This window comes from Chryseobacterium sp. GQ58 (assembly GCF_059758895.1).
On sequence record NZ_JCAXEH010000004.1, the window covers coordinates 203,929 to 215,223 of the forward strand.

Genomic DNA, 11,295 nt, shown 5'->3' on the forward strand with positions numbered 1-11,295 from the left:
TCTAATACTAACTGCATTGATTAGCTGCATTTTTGTCACGGTGTTATGCTGAGCGAAACATCTTATTATGTTAGTTGATATAATTGCTCATTACCAATTACTTATTACTCATAATTGGATTCCAGTCTCCAAAAATATTTTTAATTGTATAATTTTTTACTTCCTTTTTCGTCAGCTGATGTGACCAAGGAACTCTTTGAGTGATATTTCCTCCTTCTCCTTTGCTTCCATATTCAGCATAATAAGCGGTTTTGTCTTTATCGGGAAACATTTTATCGCCTTTCCAGGCATTCCAGCCTTCAGGAACAATGTGATTATCCATTTCGGTATTGATGAATACTGTTTTTGCAAACGCTCTCCAAGGTCTTCCCAGAAAAACTTTTGTAATTCCTTCTTTTGCGATCAGTTTACAGTCGAAGAAAACGTAGCCGTACTTTTTTGATTCATCAGTTGAAGCCGCTGTAATATACGAATTGGTCATGCTTTTTATGACGCAGCTTTTAAAAACAACCGTTGCCGAACCGAAAATAAAGTCTGTCGTTCCTTCGATATAACAATTCTCATAATATTGTCTGCTGTGATTTCCGCCTGTGTAAACCGTGTCCTGACAACCAATAATTTTAGAATTTTTAATCATAAAACGATCGCCTTCCACATGAAGCGAAACGGCTTGTCCTTCGTTGCAAGAACTGTTTTGAATGGTAAGATTAGCAATTTTAATATCATCAGCCATTACCAAAAGCGTGTACGAATTGAAAGTCGTCATTTTTTCATTATCAGCATCTATTTTACCGGAATGATCATTGTTGGTAATGATCGTATTTTCCTGATTTTCGCCTTGTAAAATGATTTTATGTTTTGTGGACGAAATGACTATCTTTTCATTATAAACTCCCGCTTTTATTTTAATTAAAACTTCTGAAGGCCCAAAATCTCTTACAGAATTGATCGCTTTCTGAATTGCTGCAAAATCTCCACTTCCATCTTTTGAGACCGTAATTGTGCGGTAAGGAGAATTCTGCGCCCACAAAAATTGAGCGAAAAACATAACGAATATTAAAAAAAACTTCTTCATAAAGGTTATTTTAAATTTTTATCTAAAAACTGAATGGTCAAATTCAATGTTTGTGTAAACCAAGGTTCTGCGCTCCAAAATGAATGCGGTGAATCTTTAATTTCATGAAACTCTGTCGGAATATTAAAACTTTTCAGTTTTTTCATCATATCATCTCTTCCCGCATGGAAGCGTGGCTGTGAAGAATTGATGAATAGAGTAGGAGGCGTGTTTTTATCAACAAATTCCAAAGGCGAAGCTTCTGTCCAGTTTTTTAAATTGACATTTCTGTCGCCGCCAAGCCAGTAAGCTGCGTAAGTACTTTCTTCGGCTTCAGGATGAATGAATGAAACAATTCCGTCAATATTTATAATGGCTTTGATCTTATTTTTAGATTTTACACCGACCAAAGTTGCAATCTGAGCTCCTGCCGATTCGCCTGAAATTGCAATTTTTTTAGAATTTAATGAATATTTACTTTTATTCTTTTTTAAATATTTTATGGCGTTTTCTACATCATCAATTGCTGCCGGATATTTTGCAGAGTCTGCCAATCGATAACCGACGGCGATGGCAACATAACCTTTAGCCGCCAATTCCTGAGCCATAAACTTTTCATTTTCCTTACTTCCCGAAATCCAGCCGCCGCCATGAACCAAAGCAATTCCCGGATGTTTTTTTGTCTTATCGAGCGGATAATAAATATCTGCCTTCAAAAATAAACCGTTGATATTGGCATATTCCACATTTTTATCAATTCCGATATTTGCGGGAACTGGCCTGTTCAGCAGAGTAATAAACGGATGCTTTTTTTTAAGTTTTTCGTAAGTCGCTTCGTTGGTGTAAGGAGTTGCATTCGGCCGTTGAGTCTGGCCGAATGCTTTTGCTCCTACAAAAAAAACAAAAAGAAAATATAGTTTGCGAAAACTCATATTAAATAAATTATTTAACTGCGTTTTTTGCGATTTCTTTTGAAATGCTAAGTTGCTCGCCTTTTACATCTTTCGGGAGTTTTACCGCTGATGTTTTATTTCCCAACACTTTAATTGTTGGCTTTTGAACAGATTCCAACTGAAGAGTTGAAAGGTCAATATTTTTACTGTTGTAAATGACAGCACCGGTTCCTTCACTGTATTTCAGCTTTACATTTTTTAAAACAATTCCGTCTGCATCAACTATTGTTAAAGCTTTTTTAGTCTCAAATTGAGAATCTTCAATGACAATATTTTTGATATTCATTTCAGCCAAACCATTGATGGTAATCGCTTCGTAAGAATTAACTGCATTGATGTTTTTAAAATAAATATTTCTGAAAATAGGCGTTTCTTCAGTTACCGGGAATGTTTTTTCGGGAGCTTTATTCCCTTCCTCTTTTTGCCCGTCTTCCAAAACCGGAGAAGCTCCTTCGTAGAACATATTAAATCCAATCGTCTGAGTTGGAATATTGATCATATCGATGTTTTTTACATAAATGTTTTCAACCACACCACCTCTTCCACGAGTTGTTTTGAAACGAAGACCGATATCAGTTCCAATAAATGTACAATCTGAAACATGAATATTTCTCACACCACCAGACATTTCACTGCCGATCACAAAACCTCCGTGACCATGATAAACCACATTATTTTTGATGATTACGTTTTCTGTTGGCATTGCTCTTTTTCTTCCGTCTTCATTTTTTCCTGATTTAATGCAAATCGCATCATCACCAACATCAAAAGTATTGTCGTAAATCAAAACATTTTTACAAGATTCCAAATCTACACCGTCACCATTTTGAGAATACCACGGATTTCTTACCGTAAGATTTCTTAAAATAACATTTGAGCACATCAAAGGATGTAAATTCCAGGCCGGAGAATTCTGAAAAGTTGGTCCGTCAAGAAGAACTTTATCGCAACCCACGATACTTACCATTACCGGACGAAGGAAATCTTTTACAGATTCAAGTTCAGATTTTGAAATTTTATCGGGAACATTGAAACTGGAGCTGCTTTCAAATCCTTTTTTATAGCTTTCTGAAGGATACCATGTTTTTCCGTCCTTAGAAACAATTCCGCCTGAAGCTACAATCTGTTTCCATTGAGATTCTGCAACTTTACTTTTTTTAACTGCTCTCCACGCATCGCCGCTTCCGTCGATCACACCTTTTCCGGTGATGGCAATATTTTTTGCATTTTTTGCTGAAATCGGAGACTGGCAACGAATAGTATTCAAGCCTTCAAAACTTACGTCTACCAAAGGATAATCGTTTTTATCTTTACTGAAAACTACAAATGCGCCTTCTTCAACATGCAGATTGATATTGCTTTGCAAAACGATAGGCCCGGTTAGCCACATTCCTCTTGGGACAACCAGCTTTCCGCCTCCTTTTTTCACCAAAGCGTCAATTGCTTTTTTAAAAGCTTCTGTATTTTTTATTTTCCCGCCAGCAATACCTCCAAATTGTGTGATGGAAACTGTATTTGCCGGAAAAGAAGTTTCTGTTACCTGAGGCATTTTAAATTCAATATCCTTATAAATATCTATGTTTTGTGACTGCGCTTGTCCCGAAAACATCATGGCTAAAACGATACCAACAATTTTAAAAGACTTCTTCATTATTTTTTATTTAGTAGTTTTAATTATATTTTTAAATTCTGTGAAAACCATTTGCGCTACCGCTTTTGCACCTTCAGGCTGAAAGTGTGTATTGTCTTTCTGGCCTTTTGGATATGCTTCATAAACTCCTTCCGGAAGGTTCATAAAATAATGACTGGTTGTAAATTCCTGTCCTTTTTGTGTGAAAAAATCCATCGACAATTTATTCAAATCAATATAAGGAATGCTCATTTCTTTGGCAATATCGATCGGAGCCTGCCAATATTCTCCATGTACATTTTCAAGTTTCCCATCTTTCCACGGATAATTTCTTGCAACAGGAGTTACGATGATTGGTTTTCCTCCTTTCTGTAAAGTCTGAGTTACAAATAATCTCAAAAATTCTTTATACCCTTCAATATTTACGTAACGTTCTGTATGTTTTTCTGATGCGTCGTTGTGACCGAATTGCATTAATACATAATCATTTTTTTGAAGATTTTCATAAACATATCGCCATCTTCCTTCCTGAAAAAAAGTTCTGGTACTTCTTCCGCCATGTGCTCTGTCAATGATTTTCACAGAATCTTTTAATGCTGAAAAAGCTTTCAAACTGTCATTCACAAAAAACGGCTGAAAAACCTGCCCCCATCCTGTGATCGGATAACGAACTTTCATATAATCTTTTCCGGGCTCGTAATCTCCGGTGTAATCTGCCATTGTAGAATCGCCGATGAGGTAAATATGAGCAACTTTTTTATTATGTTTTGGCGTTACTTTTTGAGCATTATCCTGTGATTTGCATGCAGACAAAAGCAAAACGACAAATAAAAATGAAACTATATTAAAGACTTTTTTGTTCATGCCTAATTTTATGTTGTTGGTAATCGCAAAGGCGCAAAGATTTAAGTTTAATGATGTTTAAGGCGCAAGAAAATCAAATATTTTCAGCAAATTTTACAGTGTTAAATTTTATCGAAGATAAAATCCTTGCGTCTTAAAGCATAATGCGTGTAATATTTTTTGCGACTTTGCGTTTAACCAAATTTTATTCTTTTTTTGTAATTCTAAAATATTCAAAATCTGCATAACCGCCGCGGTTTGCTTTCTGTGTACTTACAGAATACAATCCCACTTTAGCACCAATCCATTTTCCGGGTTTTGCCTGAAATGATTCACCAACTTTGATGAAATTCTTACCATTTTCGCTGTAGCTGAATGTGCAAATTCCGTTGGGTTCGTTTACGTTTACTTTTAGATAAGCTTCGTTTGATTTTAATTTAGTTTCAAATAAAACTTTTTCCACGCCACCTTTATCTGCTTTTTCAGCTTTTCTTAATTGTAAATAAAATCCATCTGGTTTGTTGGTGACAACGATTGAAGCATGATCCAATCCCATCACCAAAAGTCCTGCAGTTTTTCCTTCTTTAGCATCTTCCGGAGTTAATTTTACTTTAGTGGAAGCCACAAAATTAGGAGCTGGGAATTTTTGAGTTAATAAATTCGGAACATTCCAAAGATTTAGTTCTCCTTCAGGAATTTTCATTGAGAATAATCTTAAGAATTTCTGTCCGGGAAGTTTTGAAGACCAAACAATGTTTTCATTCGCGCTCCATTGCCATTGGATTCCTAATTTTTCGCCATCAAACTCATCAGTTTCAGGTGGAGTTACGATCGGATACGTTTTACCGACGTTTGGTTTTTTATAAGTAAGAACCGGTTCCCCAATTCCGTTTTTATCGTTGTCTGTTCCCATTACAGGCCAGTCTTTTTCCCACTTCATGGGCTGCAAATGCACGATTCTTCCTCCTGCATCAATATCCTGAAAGTGATAGAACCAATCTTCACCTGAAGGCGTATCAACCCAAGCTCCCTGATGCGGACCGTTGATCTTTGTTTTTCCCTGTTCGAGAACAATTTTCTCTTCGTAAGGACCGTAAATATTTTTTGATCTTAAAACCAATTGCCAACCTGTCGCCACACCTCCAGCCGGAGCGAAAATGTAATAATAGCCGTTTCTTTTGTACATTTTTGGACCTTCAACCGTTGGATGTGCATCGTGGCCGTCGAAAATATGCACGCCTTTACCTAAAACTTTTGTTCCTTCAGGATTCATTTTATTGATGGAAAGCAAGCTTTTCACGCCGGCGCGACTTCCCGCCCAACCATGAACTAAATAAGCATTTCCGTCTTCATCCCAGAAAGGGCAAGAATCAATTAAACCTTTTCCTTCCATGACCAAAACTGGTTCTTCCCATTTTCCAAGCGGATCTTTGGTTTTAACCATGTAAATTCCGAAATCAGGATCGCCCCAATAAATGTAGAATTCACCTTTGTGGAAACGGATTGCGGGTGCCCAAACTCCATCACCTCTTTTTGGGATGCTGAAATGTTCTGCAGGTAAAACGTCTTGCAAAGCATAGTTGACCAATTTCCAGTTGACCATATCTTTTGAATGAAGAATAGGCAATCCCGGAGCTTCATTGAAACTTGAAGCGGTCATATAATAATCATCGCCAACGCGGGTAACGTCTGGATCTGAGTAATCTGCGTATAAAATAGGGTTTCTGTAATTTTTCCCCTGATCGGCAGTCCAGACTTCTGAAACGTATGGTTTTTCCTGTGCATTCAGATATGTTGATGCAATAGAAAATGTGGTGATTGAAAGTATATTTAAAAATTTGTTTGTCATAAAAGCAGATTTTTGATCTGTTTGAGTAATGTCAGAAATGAATTTTTTTACTATTAAGATTTTATTAAGGAGCTTAGTATAATTAAGATTAGCTTCACTTTAAGCAATATGCTTAATAAAATCTTAGATTTAAATCTTAAAAAAAAACTTAACAACTCAATTTTCTTAATGGTTTAAAATTTATTTTTCAAATTCTAAACTTGCCAAAATAAAAGGTCCTGTTCCTTTTCCATCATTTGAACGGATTTCTTCGTTTACATAATATTCATACGAACCGTCTCTGTAAGGTTTTCCTCCTAAACCGGCAACGGCACAACATTTATTTAAATTTACAACTCCGTTTTCGTCTACTGTAATTAAGTTTTTGATGATTCCATCATAACCTTTTTTAGCTGCTTTTTTATAAGATTGTGGCAAATAACCTTTATTTACAGATTTTATCATCGTATAAACAAACATCGCTGAAGCGGTGGCTTCTTCATAATTACCGTTTGCTAATGGCTTATCCAAAACCTGATACCAAAGACCAGATTTCTTATCCTGATATTTAATGACAGCGTCAGAATAGGATTTGATGTAAGAAATAATTCTGGCTCTTCCCGGATGATTTTCAGGTAAATAATCAAGAACGTCTACCATCGCCATTCCGTACCAGCCCATCGCTCTTCCCCAGAAATTTGGTGAAAGTCCGGTTTGTTTGTCTGCCCAGGCCTGTTCTTTGCTTTCGTCCCAAGCGTGGTACAGCAATCCTGTTTTTTTGTCTAAAAGATTCTTTTGAACCGAATCAAACTGAAAAACAATATCATCATACGCTTTTGTTGCTTCTGCACCTTTTACAAAATCCTTCGTGTAATGCGCGTAGAATGGCATTCCCATGTATAGGCCATCTAGCCAGACTTGGTACGGATATATTTTTTTATGCCAGAAAGATCCTTCATTGGTTCTTGGCTGACCGTCAATTTGTAAACGAAGCGTCTGAAGTGCTTTCAGGTATTTATCTTTTTTCTCTTTTTCGTAAAGATAAAGCAATACATTTCCGCTGTTCAGAAGATCGATGTTGTACTTTTCAATATCGTAGGTAAGAATTGTACCGTCTTCTTTAATCAAAGTTTCTCCGAAACCGCTAATGTAATCGTAGTATTCTTTTTTACCTGTTTTTGCATACAGTTGTTCGGCAGCATCCAAAACAATTGCTGAAGGATACGTCCATTTCGGGCTTTTGCTGAAATCGAGCATCCAGGCTTCCGGGAAACGGTGCATTTCTGAAAGCATCATTCTTTCAGACCAATTCAGGTTGGTAGGAACCACTTTTGTGGATTTTGAAGTTTCGGCTGAAGTTTTTGAAGCTGTTGCAGTTTTTGTCTGAGCACAAGCAAGGAACATTCCTGAACCTAAAATTGCAACAGCATATATTTTTAATTTCTGATTAATAAAATTCATTATATCTAAATTTTAAAGTTGATTGTTTTGATCTAAGATTTCCAGTTTTTTATCTAAATCTTTATAAAATTCTTCTTCTGTTTTCAAGCCTTTCGGTTCTTGCGACCACGCTCCTAAAAAGTAATACGATACATTTTTAGCTTTTTTGAAAACGATAACATGAGTAGATTTTGTCTGCACATATTTATCAAAACTTTCGATAGGATAGAAGACAGCCATTCCCAGATTATCTTCTTTTTTAGCCAAAGTCTGCTGCCCGTAAGTAGCAATATATGCCCACTTTTTGTTTTTACTGATTCCCTGTTTTGAAGGAATATTTTTGAAAGCAACAATTCCGGTACATAATCCTGAAATGGTTTTATCTAAAGTTAAATCTACCTTTACAAAACGGTCTTTATTGAAAATCGTCAGTTTTGACTGCAAATCTACCGCACCGCCCCAGGTTTTCCAGCCTTTGTAATCGATTGTAGCATAAGATTTATCATTTTCATTGACTACTTTTGCGGTTGTATTTTTTACGGTTTTAAAAGTTTCAACAAAATCATTCTGTTCGTCATATCTTCCATAAGAACCTATACCAATCGTACGCCCAGATTTTAAAATATCCTGTCCCCAAGGCGCATCGTGATGATAAGACTCAAAACCGTCTTGGCCGACTTCCGGTAACACCAAAGTATTCACTTTTTTACCGAAAATATCGGTTGCATTTCTCCAGTCTAAATATAATCTGTAGCCAACCTGATTGTTTTCAAGACCGATTCCTTCGTATCTGATGTAATAAGAATGGTCGGTGTGCTCCGCCGGAAGTGATAATTCATTTATGTTTTTGAAAGCTCCGCCGATATATTCGTTTCCCTGCCATTTTCCGCCTTCTTTCACGGATAATTCAGCGTAAGAAAAAGGAGCGTTTCCGTTTTTTTTGATTTTTTGAATAACATCCTTTTGTGCAAAACAGGTGGCAGAGGTTATCAGAATTCCTGAATAAATAGTTTTAAGAATAATATTTTTTAGTAACATATTTACTGATTTTTAAAGTTGTTTTTTTGTGATATGTTTTACAATATCATGAGTATAAACTTCTATATTATCATAATTTTTATTTAAATCTTTTCCGTTGGCATTGGCCTTTTTAGGATCAAGACCGTTTTTTATTTCCCATACATCCGGCATTCCGTCATTATCTGAATCCGGCAAGATTTTTCCGGGTTTAAGATCGGGAAAACCACCAACATCATTCTGGGAATCGATGATCCCGTTTTTGCTTCCGCGTGAGCCGTTATATATAAAACTACCGTTTTTTATATCTTTCAAAACGTGTAAATCAACAGCATCTCTTACCTAACTTGCACCTCCAATTTTCAGTGCTTTTTTGTATGCTTTTTTTGCAGTTTGTGTTTTTACATTGTTTTGTATATCATGCGGCTGATCTAATTTAATAGCGTCTTTTTCAATATCTGTTAAATTATAAGATGATTTTATTTGCTTGAAAACACCTTCCTTCCAATTGTATTTTGTTACTTCAGGATTTCCTTCGACGACATTTCCGGCAATGTAATACTTACCCCAAATATTATAAATTTCAGCTTTTGGATTTAAATTTTTATCGATCGCTGCAATTCTGTTTTTTGTCAATGTTGCAGGTCCGGGTTTGTAATAATTATTGATGAGGTTTACGTTCATTCCTTCACCGCCGTATACATTATTGTGCCCCCAATTGTATATTACATTATTTCTGAAATCTGTAAGATCAGTCAATGCAAATTTACTTCCTGCATATTCTCCCAATCTCGGATTTCTGCTGTCGTGATGGGCATATATATTATGGTGAAATGAAGCGTTTTTACCGCCTGCAATTCCTCCATAACCGTGTGCGCCTTTTTGGTGAGCAGAGTTTCTTAAACTTTCTGCAATCACGCACCATTGAAGTGTTGTATTTTCATTTGCATAAATTGAAACGGTTTCATCCGTCGACCAGCTCATCGAACAATGATCTACAATAAGATTTTTTATAAATCTCGCCCCTAAAGCGTCACCTTCAAATTTTTTAAGGTCACCCATTCTGAATCTCAAATAACGAATGATTACATTGTCTGATGCGACAAATGTTTCGTAGTTGGCAATGGTAATTCCGTCTCCCGGAGCGGTTTGTCCGGCAATGGTAACATCGCCTTCTTTTATTTTCAAAGGTGATTCCAGAAAGATTGTTCCGCTGGTTTTAAAAATAATATATCTTGGCCCTTTTTGATTTAAAGCATGTCTTAAAGTGCCTTCCGTTCCATCGTCTGCTGTTTTGGTAACGAACAAAACTTTTCCGCCACGTCCACCGGAAGTGTATCTTCCAAAACCTTCAGCTCCGGGAAAACTGACAACTTTTTGCTGTGCAGAAAGCAAGACAGAAATACAGAAAAAAATTCCTGCACAAAAGGTTTTATTTTTAAGATTAAACTTCATTTTTATTATTTTACACTATTTTGAAAAATGATTTTATTTCAAACTCTTCTTAAAATTCCAATTATCATTTCCTTTTAAAATATTTTTTGTAGTGTATTTCTTACTTTCTTCTTTTGTCAATTGATGAGACCATTTTACTCTGTTAGAAATAGGACTTCCTTCGCCGTTATTTTCATATTCTGCATAAAAAGTAGTCTGTTCAGCATCAGATTTATTCCAATTGTGCCAGCCTTCTTTCTTTATTGTGGAATCGATTGCACAATTGATGAAAACTGTACGCGCAAATGGCCTCCAAGGTCTTCCCAAATATACAGAATTCTTTTCTGCATTACCTGTAATTACACAATTAATAAAAACAAATCCGAAATTATTTTCTTTTGGAGTGGAAGCCGCAGTAATAAATGAAGCATTTTTTTTGGAATAAATAATGCAGTTTTCAAAAACGGCAGTTCCGGCGCCAAAAATATAGTCTGTAGTCCCTTCAATATAGCAATTTTTGAAATAATTTCTCGAAGGCTTTGTTTTATCTTCTAAATCCTGAGCTCCTTTTAAATATAAAGTATCCTGAAATCCTAAAAACCTGCAATTTTCAAAAGCAATTCTGTCACCTGTAATTAATAAGGCAACGGCTTGACCAACCGGTCCGGATTCATTTTTAAAAGTAATATTTTTGGCGGAAAAGTCATCTGAATAAATAAACATTGTAGATGAACCAGTCGTTCCTATATTTTTTCCTTCCAAATTCTTTTTTGAGGCGAAGTCATTATAAGTAATGATCGTGTTTTCAGGGTTTTCGCCTTCCATCAAAATTGCTCCTTTTGATTGGGAAATGATGATTTTTTCTTTATAAATTCCGGCTTTTATAAGGATTTTCGTTTTAGAATTTATTCCTTCTTCAACAGAATTAATTGCCTGCTGAATAGTGGTAAAGTCACTTTTTCCGTCTTTCGAAACTGTGATTGTTTTTGCTTTTTTATCATCAGCCTTGAAAGAAAAAAAACTGAATATAACGACTAAAAAAATAGATAAGAACTTAAACTTTTTATAAAAAACAGGAACCTTCATGTCTTGAAAT

General features: G+C 35.7%; 10 protein-coding genes. All 10 read right to left on the minus strand.

All coding sequences use genetic code 11. The annotated features are described in order from the left end of the window. Nucleotides 1-97: 97 nt before the first annotated feature. Nucleotides 98-1,075, minus strand: a complete 978-nt coding sequence (locus tag AC6CHK_RS12410; RefSeq protein ID WP_498096583.1) for a pectinesterase family protein — start codon at nt 1,073-1,075, stop codon at nt 98-100. A gap of 5 nt (nt 1,076-1,080) precedes the next feature. Then, on the minus strand, nt 1,081-1,986 hold the full coding sequence (locus AC6CHK_RS12415; protein WP_498096585.1) for an alpha/beta hydrolase: 906 nt from the start codon (nt 1,984-1,986) through the stop codon (nt 1,081-1,083). A 10-nt stretch (nt 1,987-1,996) separates the two neighbouring features. Then, nucleotides 1,997-3,658, minus strand: coding sequence for a glycoside hydrolase family 28 protein (locus tag AC6CHK_RS12420; RefSeq protein WP_498096587.1), 1,662 nt, complete (start codon nt 3,656-3,658; stop codon nt 1,997-1,999). A gap of 6 nt (nt 3,659-3,664) precedes the next feature. Further along, on the minus strand, nt 3,665-4,501 hold the full coding sequence (locus AC6CHK_RS12425) for a rhamnogalacturonan acetylesterase (protein WP_498096589.1): 837 nt from the start codon (nt 4,499-4,501) through the stop codon (nt 3,665-3,667). Nucleotides 4,502-4,685: 184 nt separating this feature from the next. Further along, entirely contained in the window at nt 4,686-6,329 is a 1,644-nt protein-coding gene (locus AC6CHK_RS12430; RefSeq protein WP_498096591.1) for a glycoside hydrolase family 43 protein, read from the minus strand. A gap of 180 nt (nt 6,330-6,509) precedes the next feature. Then, nucleotides 6,510-7,769, minus strand: a complete 1,260-nt coding sequence (locus tag AC6CHK_RS12435; protein ID WP_498096592.1) for a glycoside hydrolase family 88/105 protein — start codon at nt 7,767-7,769, stop codon at nt 6,510-6,512. 12 nt (nt 7,770-7,781) lie between these two features. Continuing rightward, complete coding sequence (locus tag AC6CHK_RS12440) at nt 7,782-8,786, minus strand: DUF4861 family protein (RefSeq protein ID WP_498096594.1); 1,005 nt, start codon at nt 8,784-8,786, stop codon at nt 7,782-7,784. A gap of 12 nt (nt 8,787-8,798) precedes the next feature. Beyond that, nucleotides 8,799-9,080 carry a hypothetical protein gene (locus tag AC6CHK_RS12445; RefSeq protein ID WP_498096596.1) on the minus strand — a complete coding sequence of 94 codons (282 nt, stop codon included), beginning with the start codon at nt 9,078-9,080 and terminating at the stop codon, nt 8,799-8,801. Between the two features lie 27 nt (nt 9,081-9,107). Then, entirely contained in the window at nt 9,108-10,220 is a 1,113-nt protein-coding gene (locus tag AC6CHK_RS12450; protein WP_498096598.1) for a pectate lyase family protein, read from the minus strand. A gap of 33 nt (nt 10,221-10,253) precedes the next feature. Beyond that, nucleotides 10,254-11,285, minus strand: a complete 1,032-nt coding sequence (locus AC6CHK_RS12455) for a pectinesterase family protein (protein WP_498096600.1) — start codon at nt 11,283-11,285, stop codon at nt 10,254-10,256. Nucleotides 11,286-11,295 lie beyond the last annotated feature (10 nt).

What these genes read in the sequence shown, in the direction of transcription:
- AC6CHK_RS12410 (WP_498096583.1), bottom strand. Translation starts at nt 1,075, where the DNA reads ATGAAGAAGTTTTTTTTAATATTCGTTATGTTTTTCGCTCAATTTTTG.
- AC6CHK_RS12415 (WP_498096585.1), bottom strand. Translation starts at nt 1,986, where the DNA reads ATGAGTTTTCGCAAACTATATTTTCTTTTTGTTTTTTTTGTAGGAGCA.
- AC6CHK_RS12420 (WP_498096587.1), bottom strand. Translation starts at nt 3,658, where the DNA reads ATGAAGAAGTCTTTTAAAATTGTTGGTATCGTTTTAGCCATGATGTTT.
- AC6CHK_RS12425 (WP_498096589.1), bottom strand. Translation starts at nt 4,501, where the DNA reads ATGAACAAAAAAGTCTTTAATATAGTTTCATTTTTATTTGTCGTTTTG.
- AC6CHK_RS12430 (WP_498096591.1), bottom strand. Translation starts at nt 6,329, where the DNA reads ATGACAAACAAATTTTTAAATATACTTTCAATCACCACATTTTCTATT.
- AC6CHK_RS12435 (WP_498096592.1), bottom strand. Translation starts at nt 7,769, where the DNA reads ATGAATTTTATTAATCAGAAATTAAAAATATATGCTGTTGCAATTTTA.
- AC6CHK_RS12440 (WP_498096594.1), bottom strand. Translation starts at nt 8,786, where the DNA reads ATGTTACTAAAAAATATTATTCTTAAAACTATTTATTCAGGAATTCTG.
- AC6CHK_RS12450 (WP_498096598.1), bottom strand. Translation starts at nt 10,220, where the DNA reads ATGAAGTTTAATCTTAAAAATAAAACCTTTTGTGCAGGAATTTTTTTC.
- AC6CHK_RS12455 (WP_498096600.1), bottom strand. Translation starts at nt 11,285, where the DNA reads ATGAAGGTTCCTGTTTTTTATAAAAAGTTTAAGTTCTTATCTATTTTT.